The sequence below is a fragment of the Paenibacillus sp. Y568 genome, assembly GCF_059445545.1.
In genome coordinates this window covers 45979-61008 of the sequence record NZ_JCAIUM010000024.1, presented here as the reverse complement: position 1 = coordinate 61008, position 15030 = coordinate 45979, and the positions used below count along the sequence as shown (strand labels likewise).

Annotated in this window: 12 protein-coding genes, 10 tRNA genes and 1 pseudogene; 17 read left to right on the top strand and 6 right to left on the bottom strand. The window is 40.4% G+C overall.

Annotated features, from left to right (window positions below; translation table 11 throughout):
- Nucleotides 1-46 precede the first annotated feature (46 nt).
- The 10 genes from AC1D7X_RS23390 (at nucleotide 47) to AC1D7X_RS23345 (ending at nucleotide 992) form a co-directional block, all read left to right on the top strand.
- A tRNA-Val gene (locus AC1D7X_RS23390) sits at nucleotides 47-122 on the top strand.
- 28 nt (nucleotides 123-150) lie between these two features.
- Nucleotides 151-224: transfer RNA gene (locus AC1D7X_RS23385), tRNA-Met, on the top strand.
- Nucleotides 225-270: 46 nt separating this feature from the next.
- Nucleotides 271-343 (top strand) — tRNA-Phe (locus AC1D7X_RS23380).
- A 51-nt stretch (nucleotides 344-394) separates the two neighbouring features.
- Nucleotides 395-469, top strand: a tRNA-Gln gene (locus AC1D7X_RS23375).
- 5 nt (nucleotides 470-474) lie between these two features.
- Nucleotides 475-547, top strand: a tRNA-Lys gene (locus tag AC1D7X_RS23370).
- Nucleotides 548-565: 18 nt separating this feature from the next.
- Nucleotides 566-650, top strand: a tRNA-Leu gene (locus tag AC1D7X_RS23365).
- Nucleotides 651-659: 9 nt separating this feature from the next.
- Nucleotides 660-734, top strand: a tRNA-Gly gene (locus AC1D7X_RS23360).
- Between the two features lie 17 nt (nucleotides 735-751).
- A tRNA-Arg gene (locus AC1D7X_RS23355) sits at nucleotides 752-825 on the top strand.
- Between the two features lie 9 nt (nucleotides 826-834).
- Nucleotides 835-908: transfer RNA gene (locus AC1D7X_RS23350), tRNA-Pro, on the top strand.
- Between the two features lie 13 nt (nucleotides 909-921).
- Nucleotides 922-992, top strand: a tRNA-Gly gene (locus AC1D7X_RS23345).
- 126 nt (nucleotides 993-1118) lie between these two features.
- Here the strand turns inward: AC1D7X_RS23345 and AC1D7X_RS23340 are convergent.
- The 3 genes from AC1D7X_RS23340 to AC1D7X_RS23330 are packed head-to-tail and all read right to left on the bottom strand — an operon-like array spanning nucleotide 1119 to nucleotide 4314.
- Nucleotides 1119-2081: a 2,3-diaminopropionate biosynthesis protein SbnB gene (locus tag AC1D7X_RS23340; RefSeq protein WP_495458527.1), complete on the bottom strand. Its 963-nt coding sequence runs from the start codon at nucleotides 2079-2081 to the stop codon at nucleotides 1119-1121.
- Entirely contained in the window at nucleotides 2078-3061 is a 984-nt protein-coding gene (gene sbnA / locus AC1D7X_RS23335) for a 2,3-diaminopropionate biosynthesis protein SbnA (protein ID WP_495476201.1), read from the bottom strand. The genes AC1D7X_RS23340 and sbnA overlap by 4 nt, the downstream gene beginning before the upstream one ends.
- Nucleotides 3061-4314, bottom strand: coding sequence for a phenylacetate--CoA ligase family protein (locus AC1D7X_RS23330; protein ID WP_495458529.1), 1254 nt, complete (start codon nucleotides 4312-4314; stop codon nucleotides 3061-3063). Before AC1D7X_RS23330 ends, sbnA begins: the two co-directional genes overlap by 1 nt.
- Nucleotides 4315-4469: 155 nt before the next feature.
- Between AC1D7X_RS23330 and AC1D7X_RS23325 the strand changes: the two genes are divergently transcribed.
- The 4 genes from AC1D7X_RS23325 (at nucleotide 4470) to AC1D7X_RS23310 (ending at nucleotide 9511) form a co-directional block, all read left to right on the top strand.
- Nucleotides 4470-5267: a YheC/YheD family protein gene (locus AC1D7X_RS23325; RefSeq protein ID WP_495458530.1), complete on the top strand. Its 798-nt coding sequence runs from the start codon at nucleotides 4470-4472 to the stop codon at nucleotides 5265-5267.
- A 155-nt stretch (nucleotides 5268-5422) separates the two neighbouring features.
- Nucleotides 5423-5692, top strand: a complete 270-nt coding sequence (locus AC1D7X_RS23320) for a TFIIB-type zinc ribbon-containing protein (RefSeq protein ID WP_495458531.1) — start codon at nucleotides 5423-5425, stop codon at nucleotides 5690-5692.
- 266 nt (nucleotides 5693-5958) lie between these two features.
- Nucleotides 5959-6186, top strand: coding sequence for a hypothetical protein (locus AC1D7X_RS23315; protein WP_068528433.1), 228 nt, complete (start codon nucleotides 5959-5961; stop codon nucleotides 6184-6186).
- Between the two features lie 247 nt (nucleotides 6187-6433).
- The gene (locus AC1D7X_RS23310; protein WP_495476200.1) at nucleotides 6434-9511 is read left to right on the top strand and encodes a copper amine oxidase N-terminal domain-containing protein; all 3078 of its coding nucleotides are present in this window, start codon (nucleotides 6434-6436) and stop codon (nucleotides 9509-9511) included.
- 107 nt (nucleotides 9512-9618) lie between these two features.
- Here the strand turns inward: AC1D7X_RS23310 and AC1D7X_RS23305 are convergent, their stop codons facing one another.
- Both AC1D7X_RS23305 and AC1D7X_RS23300 read right to left on the bottom strand, forming a co-directional pair.
- Nucleotides 9619-11121, bottom strand: a complete 1503-nt coding sequence (locus tag AC1D7X_RS23305) for a sensor histidine kinase (protein ID WP_495458533.1) — start codon at nucleotides 11119-11121, stop codon at nucleotides 9619-9621.
- Nucleotides 11118-11804, bottom strand: coding sequence for a response regulator transcription factor (locus tag AC1D7X_RS23300; RefSeq protein ID WP_495458534.1), 687 nt, complete (start codon nucleotides 11802-11804; stop codon nucleotides 11118-11120). The genes AC1D7X_RS23305 and AC1D7X_RS23300 overlap by 4 nt, the downstream gene beginning before the upstream one ends.
- Before the next feature lie 257 nt (nucleotides 11805-12061).
- Here AC1D7X_RS23300 and AC1D7X_RS23295 point away from each other — a divergent pair, with 257 nt between their 5' ends.
- The 3 genes and pseudogenes from AC1D7X_RS23295 (at nucleotide 12062) to AC1D7X_RS23285 (ending at nucleotide 13961) form a co-directional block, all read left to right on the top strand.
- The gene (locus AC1D7X_RS23295) at nucleotides 12062-13006 is read left to right on the top strand and encodes a glycosyltransferase family 2 protein (RefSeq protein WP_495458535.1); all 945 of its coding nucleotides are present in this window, start codon (nucleotides 12062-12064) and stop codon (nucleotides 13004-13006) included.
- A gap of 381 nt (nucleotides 13007-13387) precedes the next feature.
- Nucleotides 13388-13811, top strand: a pseudogene (locus AC1D7X_RS23290) (xyloglucanase); the annotation flags it as partial.
- Nucleotides 13812-13823: 12 nt separating this feature from the next.
- Nucleotides 13824-13961, top strand: a complete 138-nt coding sequence (locus tag AC1D7X_RS23285) for a hypothetical protein (RefSeq protein WP_495458565.1) — start codon at nucleotides 13824-13826, stop codon at nucleotides 13959-13961.
- A 156-nt stretch (nucleotides 13962-14117) separates the two neighbouring features.
- On the opposite strand, the gene AC1D7X_RS23280 is transcribed toward AC1D7X_RS23285, so the two are convergent.
- Complete coding sequence (locus AC1D7X_RS23280; RefSeq protein ID WP_495458536.1) at nucleotides 14118-14957, bottom strand: hypothetical protein; 840 nt, start codon at nucleotides 14955-14957, stop codon at nucleotides 14118-14120.
- Nucleotides 14958-15030: the final 73 nt, after the last annotated feature.

The window sequence follows — 15030 nt, the reverse complement described above, 5'->3', positions numbered from 1 at the left end:
GGGGTTCGATTCCCCTACGGGTCACCATTATTGTTTTTATTTAGACGGAGGCTTAGCTCAGCTGGGAGAGCATCTGCCTTACAAGCAGAGGGTCGGGGGTTCGATCCCCTCAGCCTCCACCATTTAACTCAATATGCTTGTTATCAATGACGCGGGGTGGAGCAGCCCGGTAGCTCGTCGGGCTCATAACCCGAAGGCCGCAGGTTCAAATCCTGCCCCCGCAATTAATTACTATTGATGGCTGAGAATAAAGAAGCCAGTTTTATGTATGGCTCGGTAGCTCAGTCGGTAGAGCAGAGGACTGAAAATCCTCGTGTCGGCGGTTCGATTCCGTCCCGAGCCACCTTTAAAAGATCTATTATATAGTGAATATCATATATGAATTAAAACAGATTGGGAATTAGCCAAGCGGTAAGGCAACGGACTTTGACTCCGTCATGCATAGGTTCAAATCCTATATTCCCAGCCATTTGCGGGACATTAGCTCAGTTGGTAGAGCACCTGACTCTTAATCAGGGTGTCGAAGGTTCAAGCCCTTCATGTCCCATATTCTATTTACAACCGTGCGCGTGTGGCGGAATTGGCAGACGCACTAGACTTAGGATCTAGCGTCTCACGACGTGGGGGTTCAAGTCCCTCCACGCGCACCATATCTAATTGCGGACGTGGCTCAGCGGTAGAGCATCGCCTTGCCAAGGCGAGGGTCGCGGGTTCGATTCCCGTCGTCCGCTCCATTCCTATTTTTATATGAGCGCCCATAGCTCAGCTGGATAGAGTGTTTGACTTCGAATCAAAAGGCCGGGAGTTCGAATCTCTCTGGGCGCATGTTAACTTCGGGACGTAGCTCAGCTTGGTAGAGCACCTGGTTTGGGTCCAGGGGGTCGCATGTTCAAATCGTGTCGTCCCGATATTTTATTTTTTGCGGGTGTAGTTCAATGGTAGAACTTCAGCCTTCCAAGCTGATAGCGTGGGTTCGATTCCCATCACCCGCTTCACAGTATTGAAGAGAAGACCCTATACAGGGTCTTCTTTTTTTTGTTCACCCTTAGTTCATAATATCCAAGTCCAAATCTAAGTAGTCGTATCATGAGAGAGCTCCGGGTTGAAAGGATTGATTCCTAAAGCGGAGTGCCTATACCTAGGCGAAGTGCTTCTCTTAAGTAGTAAGCAGCAATGGCTACATCAAAGGCGGCAAGCCCCATGGGATTGAAAAAAACCGAATCCGTACTTGGATAATTAGCTAATTGGTTTGCAGTCACCATGTTACTTAACGTGAAGGTGGCTTCTCGTGTCAGATCATGATCAACATGTAACAGTTCGATATCTGTATTCTCACGACACACCTCATCCCAATCGTCTACCAAGATCGCTCGTATATCTTTGATACTGCTAGGTAAGAAATCTCGTAATGACACGTTAAGGAGCAGCTTGCCGGACGAAGGTTTCTCATCAATATATCGCGTGTTAGAAACCGTACAGGTTACGAATATATCAGAATTACGGTAGGGTTCATGCCAATGATTTGATATCTCAGTTATTGGACTAAGCAGGGGATCAATAGTGTTGGGGTCAATTCCTTTTAGATCAAATAATGAAATTCGGACAAGTCGGTTATCGAGTACACTTGCACACATAGAAGCATGAAGGCGACCTATAGGGCCCCAGCCCACAATACCTAATCGTGTAGAATCTAGCTTACGAGTTGAGGCATAATGCTGGAGAACGAGGCCACTTACGGCTGCCGTTCGGAGCCCACTGAGTAGACTACTTTCGAAGATCGCTAGCGGTTTTCCATTACTGGGGTCATTAAGGATCATCGTACTATGTGCTCGTGGGAGACCTTTTCGCCAATTATCAGGGAAGCTTGCAATCCATTTGATGCCGCACATTTCGATATCCCCACCTACGTAGGCTGGCATAGCAATAATCCGCTGGGAGGGGTCACCAAACCGTAAATAGGGTTTAATGGGTTGGTTATAGTGACCTTTGTCTATTGTGCGCACTGTAGTATCGATCACTCCGATGAGTTGAGACCAGTCGATACCCATGGTTCTAATGTGGTCGTCATTTAAATATATCATGGTGTTTCATCCTCAGAAGTTAGACTTAAGTTATTCAGATGCTGTTCAAACCAGTCAGGGTTGTATACCGTATTCAAATATCGTTCACCACGATCAGGCAAAATAGCGACGCATATAGATCCTGCTGGAATAGATGGAGCCATGCGCTGAATAGCGGAAATGACTCCTCCAGACGAGGCTCCAGCCATAACGGATTCGTAGTGTAGAAGACCATGGCATCCTTGAACACACGCAAGATCCGATACATGAATGACCATATCAGCAATATCCGGATGATAAAGGGAAGGTACCATCCCAGCCCCTAGTCCTGGGAACTGTCGGGGGCCTTTTTCTCCTCCAAAAATAATGCTACCTTGTGCATCTACCGCTACTAATTTTGTCGAAAGATTACTTTTGCGGATATATTCCATACAGCCCCGAATGGTACCACAAGTACTGACCCCACAAAAAAGATAATCTACACTTCCAAGCATATCTATAATTTCGGGCATCGTCGTTAGTTCATGCGCTCGGTAATTGTCCGGATTTCCATATTGATTCGTCCAATAGCTGTTAGGAATCTCCTGAAGCAGTTCATTCACTCGACGTATTCTTGCAGGGAGATATTCACCTGTATCAACATCCCTATGAGCCACCAGTTCAATTTCTCCATGGAAACTGCGAATGATGGCTTTGTGTTGTTCGGTTGTACGAGGATCAACAACGCAGATGAATCGTAGACCTAAATAACGGCAAATATGGGCCAGACTTATCCCTAAGTTGCCTGAACTAGATTCAATAACAACGGAGTTCACATGGAGATCGCCTCGCTTAATCGCTTCACGAATCATGTTTAATGCCGATCTATCTTTGGAGCTTCCCCCAGGGTTCATCATTTCAAGCTTGCCATATACATCGAAAGATTCCTGCTCAAACAACCTCTTTAGGGGGATCAAAGGAGTGCAGCCAATGGTTTGGAAGATACCCTCGTTAATGTTCACTAGAGAACCTCCTTACTGTTATGAATTCTTTTGAATTTAACAGCATTTCGATGCTCTAAATCGTTAAAAACAGACTGTGAGACCCTGATCTCTTGTAATAATCCATTCTGAATCATGATGCCAATCTCAGGGATCCGATGTGAAATCTCATGTTGAATTGTTTTGAGCAAAAGAGAATCCAGTAATTCTAATTCTGATTTAAGAATGATTTGAACAGTTAAGAGATTATCCGTAGCTAACACCCGGATACTTACATCTTTTATGTGTTGATAAACAACATCTTCAATGTCATAAATACTTATTTTCTCCCCATGTTTGAGCTCATGTCCTATACGTCTAACGATGTTTCGAAAGCTTTGTCTCCATTGTCCATCTACCATCACAGAACGGAAATCCCGAACAACATCATAGGTGACGAATCGAATAGCTGGAAACAACTCGCGCACCGTAGAAGTAAGTACGAGGACGTGCTCATCCGCTGCTAATTCAACTCCATCAATACCTATTTCTTGTTGGGTAAGCCCTTCAGCTATAATCCCATCAACGACAAAGTATCGATCGAGCTCATGGTCGTATCGAGCAATCGTTCCAATCTCAATGGAACCGTACGTATCTGTAATATCCTTTTTATCTAGTCCAAGTCGTTCAGCAATACGTTGTTGCCAAGAAAGTGATGCTACTTCACCGACGAGAACGACTTTACGAATACCGTAAATTAAGGGGTTATCAGAGGCCATGAGAATGCGATCGAGAATAGAGGGCATGGTGTATAACACATCAGGTTTGAAAGTAGAAAGCCGGTCTAAATGTTGCTGTATCGGTAATTGAAATGAAACGGTCTCGACGTCTAATCCTAGTTGATGAAATATGGCTTCAGCAGTGGCTGCTGCATGTCCTGTTCCCATATCAATTAACGCTCGGTGAGCCTGATAACTATTCAAAATAGCTCCCAAAACTTCTGCTTTAATTCGGATGTACCGCTCTTCATCACGTTCAGAATAATAAATATTTTTTCTATAATTTCGACTTGTACCAGATGTTTGATAGCGGTGTAGGTCGTAACGTTGTTCGAAGGGGTGATCTTGAATATAGTAATGTTTCTCCATCACATCGGATGTTAGTAGAGGCAGATCTTTAAGATGTTGCACTTTCGTAAAATCTTGATGTGTTGTTGATCTTAGAGATTTGTACCATGGGAAATGGTTGAATGTACGTTGAATGACTTGTTCTAATTCATGATTGATATGCATCATTGATCCTCCGTAAGTCTGGATACTTACCCTATGTGTATTTATCGTTGTAGGTTCTTCTATTGATAAATAAAGATAATTGGAAGCAGCACCTAAGAAGGCTCTAATCCATAAATTATTAGTAATCGTCCAAATGTACTGAAGAGGAGAAGTTATGTATGAACCGATATAAGAAATATGTCTCTAGTAAGCTCATTAAGACGAAAGTCTTATTGCAAAACCACAGCTTAAATCAATATGTACCCCGAACAGAAAGCTTAACCAGCCATAGGCTATTGCATATGTTGAACCGATACAAAATGGTATATATCAAGCCAGTAAATGGCTCACTTGGCATAGGGGTGATCAAAGTTGAGCAGATCGGTTCGCATTATCATTATCGAGAGGCTATTCAGACATATACCTTCAGAACGTTCCATCAAATGTACGATTCCATTCAACGTCGTATTGGAAGTAAGCCATATTTAGTGCAAAAGGGCATTATTATGTTGCGGCATAACAATCGCCCTTTCGATTTTCGAGTAATGGTACAACGTAACGGTGAGGGAACGTGGGATTGCACAGGTGTAGCTGCCAGACTTGCGCATCCCAAGAGAGCTGTTACAAATGGAAGCCAAGGGGGTACCATTTATACAGCAGAAGAGATACTCCGTAAGGTGACGGACCAAGCGAAAGCGGAGGAAATGGTTAACCTGATGAGGCATATAGGATTATTGACAGCTAAACAATTCGGTTCTTCTTATCCAGCAATGAATGAGCTAGGGTTGGATGTAGCTGTTGATCGTAAGCATAGGTTATGGATTCTAGAGGTAAATACAAGGCCTGACCCTTGTCCCTTTACGAAGTTGCCAGATTCTACAATGATCAAGACGATAGTGGAATATGGAAAGGGTTATGGTAGGACGTATGACTTAAGGTGTACAAAGGCTCGAAAGGCAAAAGCTAATATGAAATAAATATTAGATATTTAAATTTCAGATTATTGCCCGGAAAATATAAAGGCGAATTATTGTATTGCATGTCGGTTCATAAGAGTTGAGTATTAACTGAAACCTCCCGTATCCTTTGAACGTATAGGTATGTATGTTTAAGAATGTCAGGAGGAAATGTAATGAAATGTCCGATCTGTGATGATGTTAGAATGAGAGAAGTAGACAAGAATGGTGTTCATATTGACGTTTGTCCTGAATGTAAAGGGGTATGGCTTGATCGAGGAGAATTAGACAAGTTAATGACGGGTGTAAGAGAAGTGCGCAAAGAGTATGATGAATGGTATCGTGAAGATGATAACAAAAGACAAAATGATAAATACTCGTCAGATTACAACAATAAATATAAAAAGAAAAACTCAGTTCTAGACATATTTGGTGATTTATTCTAAGAAAATAAAAATAAGTAAAATGAGACCTCCAATTCTTCTGATTGGAGGTTTTTCTTCGCGAAATGGTGAAATTGACCCTTAATACGCAATTCCTTATATAATCAGGTCCCATCTTTTAACAAGGACGGCATTGCCGGTTGTAATTGTTAACGAAGCTAAGACATGGAAACATTCGACCTCACACAAGACTAGGTTATCGTGGTATAATAAGATTATCAGTCAATTGGATCATCGACTGATTCCGAAGAAAGGTTGATGATATTGAAATGCAAGAATTTGAAGATTGGAACCAGAAAGTAAAGAAAACTTTCAATGCAACTAGTAATGAAGCCGTGTTAACTATTACCGAAGCAGGGAATTGGTTAGGGCTTACGAAGGATCAGATGAAAGTATATGTTGAAAAGAACAAGTTGAATAAAATTCCAATTATGAGAAGTACGCATAGATATCTTTTACTGAAAAGTGAAATTGAGCAAATTATAAAGAAAGCCTAATTATCGGGTAAATAGAGAATTAGCTAAGACACGCATATATGAATAAGGTGTCTTTTTTAATTTATACAGATTTGGATACCTTCTTTACCGGAGGGTATCCATTTTTTATTAGTGGTGACCAACTTTTATCAATGGATAGGTTATAAATAAATTATTTCATAATTAGGTAACTTTTAGCTAAGCAATAGCGTCAATAATGTATGAAAAGGAAATGTTGGAAGACCAGTATGAAAAGGGAGGGTAATTAATGAAAAAGACCATATACACTTTTATGGCATGTATTCTTATCATATCTTTAGCGTTTCAAACGCAAGTGCAAGCTGCTGGATCTATAGGTATTTATATTAACGGAAATAAGTTGTCAACGGATCAGGCACCAGTTGTAGTCTCAGGTCGAGCACTATTACCTTTACGTGCTATCTTTGAAGCTCTAAATGCACAAGTAAATTGGAATCAGAATACGAAGATCGTAACAGCAACAAAGGATGACAAAACGATTGTTCTAAAGCTGGGAGCAAAGACAGCAACAATTAATAATAGTACGGTAGCGTTGGATGTTCCTGTTCAAAGTATAAAAGGTAGAACATTAGTTCCAGTTCGCTTCGTTAGTGAGGCGCTTGGAGAAAAGGTGGATTGGAATTCATCAACTCAAAGAGTGACAATAACAACGGAAACAAAGGTTAATCCAGTATCGTATGTTAATGCAAAGGTCATTGGTCAAGTTGGAGATGGACGTGATTTACAAGTTAGTTTTCCTAAAGCTTCCGTGGAGTCTGGAGTGAACCAGTATCGTATTCTGGTCGTAAAGGCTGCCCAAACTTCATCCTTTAATCTAGCAGTTGCCTTAACAAACAATAACTATACGCCAGTTCCGGTTCAAGGGTATGATGTTAACGTTACGTTATCCTCTCAGGCTAAGGATGTGAATGGAGATTTAATTCAGGCAAATCAACCCTACGTTATATATGTACTTACGGTAGCTAAGGGGGAAATCCCAAGTGTTCTTTCTAATGGTTCATCGTCTGTAATGATATCTTCGCTTACGCCTTTAGCGGCTATAACTAGTTTAACTGTAAGTGATGTAAGCGACTATAATGATGGTCGAGATCTATTAGTTGGATTTAAACGCGTAAGTGATGAATCGAATATTGATCATTACCGTGTGATGGTTGTGAGATCAGAAAATGCAGGTAGTTTCAATCTAGCAACAGCAAATGGGGTATCAAGCTCAAATTACACTTATATAGCGAAAACAGGTTCAAATATAAGCCAAGTGCTGTCTTCCAGTGCAAAGGATGTTAATGGAGCAACGATTAAGAAAGAAGTAAACTATCGGATATTCGTATTGTCTGTAGGTAAAGGAAGTTACGTGGGAAATAATGCGTTGTCTGCTTATTCATCAGCCATTACGTTAACTAACAATTATAACGTTAATGTGGTGACTAATCTCACTGTAAGTGATGTTAGCGACTATAACGATGGTCGAGATTTATTAGTTGGATTTAAACGTGTAAGTGATGAGTCCAACATTGGACATTATCGTGTGATGGTTGTGAAATCCGAAAATGCAGGTAATTTTAATCTAAAAGCAGCAAACGGAGTATCAAGCTCAAATTACACTTATGTAGCTAAAACAGGCGCGAATATAAGCCAAGTGCTGTCATCTAATGCGAAAGACGTTAATGGAGCTACGATTAAGAAAAATGTAAACTATCGGATATTCGTCTTATCTATTGGTAAGGGAAGTTACGAGGGAAGTAATGCATTGTCTGCTTATTCGTCACCGATTACGTTAACAAGTAATTATAAGGTTAGTGCAGTAACTAATCTAAATGTAAGTGATGTAAGTGACTATAATGATGGTCGGGATCTACGGGTGTCGTTCAATCGAATAGATGATGAAACCACGGTCAGTCAGTATCGAGTTATGGTTGTAAAAGCGGATAACTCAAGTAAATTCAATCTGGATATGGCCAATGCATTATCTAGTTCGAATTATACCGTTGTAAGTAAAACAGGGGCGAATATAAGCCAAACACTTTCCAATACTTCAAGAGATGTAGACGGAGCGACAATTAAGAAGGATGTAAACTATCGGATATTCGTCTTGTCTGTAGGTAAAGGAAGTTACGAAGGGATTAATGCATTATCTTCCAACTCACAAGCAATCACGTTAATGAATAATTATAGCGTTAGTGCAGTGACCAATGTAACTGTAAGTGATGTAAGTGACTATAACGATGGTCGGGATCTACGGGTGTCGTTCAATCAAATAGATGATGAAACCACGGTCAGTCAGTATCGAGTTATGGTTGTAAAAGCGGATAACTCAAGTAAATTCAATCTAGATATGGCCAATGCATTGTCTAGTTCGAATTATACAGTTGTAAGTAAAACAGGGGCGAATATAAGCCAAACACTTTCCTCTACTTCAAGAGATGTAGACGGAGCGACAATTAAGAGGGATGTAAACTATCGGATATTTGTCTTAACTGTAGGTAAGGGGATTGCCGAGGGAAGTAATGGTTTGTCTTCTTATTCTTCGCCGATTACTCTAACCAATAATTATCATGTTAGTGCGGTAACCAATATAACCGTAAGTGATGTAAGTGACTTTAATGACCGTCGGGATTTATTTGTGTCGTTCAATCGAGTAGATGATGAAACTACGGTTAGTGAGTACCGAATTATGGCTGTAAAATCGGTTAATGCAGATAAATTCAATCTGGATATGGCCAATGCATTGTCTAGTTCGAAGTATACAGTTGTAAGTAAAACGGGAGCGAATATAAGTGAAACAATCTCCTCAACTTCCAGAGATGTAGATGGAGAAACGATTAAGAAAGGTGTGAACTATCGGATATTTGTCTTAACGGTAGGCAAGGGGATTTCTGGTGAAAGTAATGGGTTATCTTCTTCGTCAGATTTTGCAATTTCAAGTATTGAGCCTGTACCAGGTGTGACAAACTTATCTGTGACGCTATTAGGTAAAACAGGAGATTCCAGTGATATTCAAGTTGGATTTAATGAGTCTCCTAATGAGAGTGAGATTTCAGAATATAGAATTATGATTGTACGGTCTAGTGGCTCTAAGAAATTTGATATAAGTAAGGCGAGTAGTGTTATTGCAGACAACTATATACCTGTAGCTAAGCAGGGAGGGAATGTTACGTTGGCTTTACCTTCTGCAGCTAAAGACGTTGATGGAGCAACTATTAAGCAAGGATATGGATATAGAGTTTTCGTTCTTACTGTAGTAAATGGCGCAGCCTATTCCAATTCGTTATCAGACCCTTCAGATATTGTTGAGGTAATTGTTAAGTGAGATTAGACTAGTACTATAAAATATAAGTGTAGCTTAGAAGCATCAAAACAAGACTTGAGATGTCATCTCAAGTCTTGTTTGTGTTTACTCAACATAGGAGCCGTAGGTTATGAATTGTAGTCTTGATAGGGTCGAGTATCGGTGATAGGGAATTCAACAATGAAGGCAGAGCCTTTACCTTGTTGGCTCTGGACGTGAATACTTCCGCCATGGGCTTCAACAATAGATTTGGTAATGGATAACCCCAATCCAGTTCCACCGTATTTACGATTACGGGATGAATCGCTACGGTAAAATCGTTCGAATACATGTGTAAGATGCTCTTCATGGATACCAATACCGTTATCTCGTACGGATAGTTCAGCCTTATTATCTAATGTATAAAGGGATATTGTAATTTCCCCAGTTCTGGGATCCGTGTGCTGGACGGCATTCTGAAATAAATTTAGAACGACTTGCTTCACTTTATCAGAATCGAAGGTTCCCTTAATGCCATAAGTCAGATCTAAACGAATGCTACGTTCACTTGCGAGTATCTCAAGTTGAGGTTTCATATCACGTATTAATTTATCTAAATTGACTTCTATTAAATGAAGTTGAGGGGAACGATCCATCTTGGCTAGTAGTAATAAGTCCTCCACTAACTTATTTACCCTTTGGGACTCTCCATGCATACTATTTAATGCGCTTTTGAGTTGTTGAGGGTTATCGGCTGCTCCGCGAAGTAGAACTTCTAGGAACCCATGAATGGATGTCAAAGGTGTTCTCAGCTCATGAGAAGCATCGGCAATGAAGCGACGCATATGTTCACGGGCTTCCTTTTCAGCATTAAATGATACTTCCAGTCGTTCAAGCATTCCGTTAAAGGACACCGACAGACGATCGATTTCTTCCTGACCCTGAACAGGGAATCTTTCCGCCAGATTTCCGACATCTGTATGTTCAACAGATTTAACCATATTAGATAAAGGGACCAATGTTCGCAGTAGTATGGGTAAATATAGAGCCGCTCCACCTACTAATGCAATGGCGGATAAACTAATAAATATGAGTAACTGCTGTATGACCTGATCTTGCAGATGTGATGTCTTCGTACCCATTTGAATGATTCGATCCGAACGGTTTGGAGATCCCAAGGCTTTGAATACAACTAATTGTTCAACACCGTTACTATCTTTCAGAATCTTGTACGGCACTTCTTTATGAAGGTTAGCTTTCTCTAATATCTCGTTATATTCGTCAACGGTGAGCATAGGAGAGACATTTCCATTGTTACCTGTGATGTCGATGAAGTTACCATTATAATCTACTATAGCTAATGAGGAGTCTGGAATGAACAGAAAGGCATCCCCTCCAGGTCGAGTAGAAGGTTTCTCAGGTAATTTGTCAAACATGGATCTCATAAACCATTCCTTTGGCATAGATAACATTTGGGCTTCCATAGTCTCTGCTTGTTTCCGATAGAGGAAATCCTTCATGACGACATACTGTAACAGTCCAACCAATAGAAGGAGCACGGCCATAATTAATAATGAACGGGTGAGAAGCTGGAATCTTAGTGAACGAGGAGCGAATATCCGTCTTAATCTTGTAATCCAGGTCCTATTCATGGCAAATCAATCCGATACCCGGCACCTCTAAGGGTCCGAATAAGTCGATGTTCTTTATCATTTAACTTCTCTCGAATAGAACGAATATAGACTTCAACAATATTCTCTTCGCCTCCAAAATCGTAGCTCCATACCTTATCTAATATTTTACTTTTGCTGAGGACAATACCATGATTGAAAACCATGAATTTAAGAAGCTCGTATTCCGTAGGAGAAAGCTCTAATACTTTCTGTTGATACGTAATTTCTTTTCTTAGATCGTCAATCTGGAAGGGCCCATAAATAACCTCGCCTAATAAGCTGGGAAATTGATTTCGTAGTCGAGCTTGAATTCTCGCTAATAATTCAGCGAAGCTGAATGGTTTCACCATGTAATCATCTGCTCCGAGGGTTAATCCCTTGACTCGATCGTCTACCTCGTCTTTCGCTGTCAGCATAATAATCGCTACATTAAAACCACTCTTTTTAATCATACGGCATGCTTCAAACCCGTCAACACCAGGCATCATTACATCAAGAATGACAACATGCGGCTGAAACTCTTGTGCTAACGTGACAGCACTCATCCCATCGGGGGCCGTTCTTATTTCAAATCCTTCATTCGTTAGGCCAATCTCCAAGAACTGCAATATATGTGGTTCATCATCGACCAACATGATTCGTATTCCTTTAACTGAATTCATCTTGTCACCGTCCCTAGGGGAATTCCTTTTTTTCGTCATGAATCACTAATTTTGAACTTTTACTGAGTATATACTGAACAAGAACTTAATCATAGTATGTACGACTTTTTTCAGCTAACGTTCAGCCATCCCTCATCGAGTATTCAGCAACAATACATACAATATGCGTATATAAGTTCCGTATAATATTAAATTCCTTCAAGTAATAATAACAAATTGTTGTATAAATTGACGCTATAGAAAAGGAGGATATTCAAATGGTTTCTACCCTACGATATTCGGTTGTCATACTCATGTACAACGAAGAAGAAGTCATTCAAGAAACCTACAGACGACTAAAGAGGGTTATGAGTGTAGCGGGAGAGTCATATGAGTTAATCTTTGTTAATGATGGTAGTCAAGATCGTTGTGCTCACATAATTAAAGAATACAGCGCCTGGGATGAAACGGTTAGGCTCATCGATTTCTCACGTCATTTCGGTCACCAGATTGCGATGACAGCGGGTATGGATTATGCGTCAGGGGACGCCATTATTCTTATTGATGCAGATCTTCAGGATCCTCCGGAATTGATCATACAGATGATCACAAAGTGGAAGGAAGGTACGGATGTTGTAAATGCACAGCGTATCAAGCGGAGGGGACCATTTGGGTTCACAAAGTGGGTATCATCAGCCTTTTACCGGATATTTCATGCATCAATGGAGTTCAGCTTCCCCATCGACACAGGTGATTTTCTATTACTAGATCGAAGGGTTTGCGATGAAATACAATGCTTTCCCGAGAAGAGTCGTCATGTCCGAGGGTTAGTGAGCTGGATCGGATTCAAGCAAGTAACGATTGAATACGAAGGGGATGTACGACTTGCGAGCAAGACAAAATACTCTTTTAAAAAAATAGGTAACCTTTGTATTGACAGGGTAACTTCTTTTTCCATTAGACCGTTAAGGCATGCGAGATATATGGGGCTGCTCTTGTCTGGTGGTGGCTTTCTTAATCTACTATATGTATTGTATTTAGTCATATTTGCGAATGCGACGCTCATAGGATGGTCTGCTCTGATTAGTATTCTGTTGATATTTAATGGGTTCGTACTCATCATGCTTGGTATTCTAGGGGAGTACTTAAGTCGAATTTATGAGGAGGCTAGAGGTCGCCCGCTATACATTGTACGTGAGAGTTATGGGTTTGAGGATAGATAGGAAGACATACCTACTCTAATGTCAAAATGCAACAAAATATATCTGAAAACTCATGACATAAGTCATGAGTCTTTGTGTTATTGAAATAATGAAAAGGTTTGTTATAATCTTGTATGTATACATAAGGAAACGTTTACATTTTATTCTAAAACGCTTTCTCACTAGCAGAATTCATCAAGAGTACGAATAGTTTGGCAAGTAAGACAATGCTTAATCAACCGTCATGTATAAACTATTTGGAGGGGGTAGCACATGTTTAAAAAGATGGTGAACTTGTGTTTGATCGCAGTTCTGACTATTCCGATGATGGGTACTAGCTCTATGTATGCTGACAGTTCTAAGAAGGGACCGTCTCCGGACATCTCGAAGAACGTCCAAGCTTATGATTGGGGAAGAGCTAAGGTCGTAGGTGGGAGGATTCATCCCGGGAATTGTCTATAATCAGAAGGAAAGGGACCTTGTATACGCTCGTACTGATATGGGTGGCGCCTATCGTTGGGATCCGAATACGAATTCATGGACCCAACTGATGGATTTTGTGAGTTTTGATGAATGGAACATGCTAGGTGTTGAGAGTCTAGCAACAGATCCTGTTGAACCGAATCGATTGTACATTGCCTCTGGAACATATACGAATGATTGGACGACGATGAATGGTGTTCTATTACGTTCGAAAGATAAGGGGAATACCTTTGAAAGAACAGAGTTACCTTTTAAACTAGGGGGTGATATGCCAGGTCGTTCTATGGGTGAACGTCTTGCTATTGATCCGAACAATAATAAAATTCTCTACCTGGGTGCACAAGTCTCTCTGAAAGTGAATAACGGAAAATTCAATGGAAAACTCACACTTGAGGAAGGTGAAAATACGATAATCATTGAAGCCACGGATATTGCAGGTAATAAAGCATCTAAGACACTTATAGTAGAGTACAAAGGGAAAAACAAAAAGTAATAAATGAGACGGATTAGTACTGGAAAGTGAAGTATCCTATATGGAAGTCTTCTAAGAGAAGTAGATAGACAGGAGTAGCAAATAGTCAGGTCAAGTGTTCCTTGACCTGACTATCTGCTGTGTTTTTTTAGAATGAGATAAATGGTTCTCAGAAGTTTACCTTGCGGTTGAAGGTATTAAAGGGATCTTTAGCTTAACTTTCCGTTCGATCTCACTAATTTGTTGTTCTAATGAGTACGTTTTTTGTTTATAGTCTATAACTTTTTTGATATGTGTAACTAAGGCTTCAAGAGACTTCAGGGTAGAACTGACATGGCCATTTTTAATGGATTGTTTAAAGATAGATGTCTCAGCAGTAAATTTTTTCTGTGTAGTACTGGTATTACTTTTGGTTGTTTGAATCTGTTTCTTTAGAGTAGAGATAGGGTCAAGCATCGCACGAAGTGTTTTTTTAGTTCTCGCCGCATCGTTCTTTGCTGTTGTATGGATGCTCACTTTATTTCGAATATCCGTACGTGCAAGTTGGACTGCAATCTTCATGTTTTCTGTCTGTGTCTGGAGAAGGTTGTAGTACGTTTTGTTAGATAGTTTCTTGGCGGCAGCCTTCTGTTGATTAAGTGACTCATACATATTAAATAGCGGTTCATATCGATTCCTAGCTTCGGTAAGTTGTGTTTGTAATGTTGCGAGTTTCTCCGAATCAACGAATTGGATTTGTTGCTTTATTGCGACTAGTCCTCCCTCATTTGTCGCATGGAGGTCTTTGATCTTCGTGTCCCAGTCTTGACTCTGTTGTTGCAGATTCAGAATGTCGGCATAACGATTGTTCATCAGGTTGGCTGATGTAGCATTAGTAGATGCCACCATTGTATCAAAGGAGCCCTTTGCTGTAGCTGATAATTCAAAAGATGCAGCTAATGCGGAGATGGGAAACGACATAACAAGTATTAGGGTGAGCATAAGACTGAGAAATAATATGGGTATTCTCTTCATCATATATAACCTCCTAAATAATTGGACACAAAAAAACCTGCAAGAAAGGCGTCATAAGCCTTGTCTCACAGGTGCT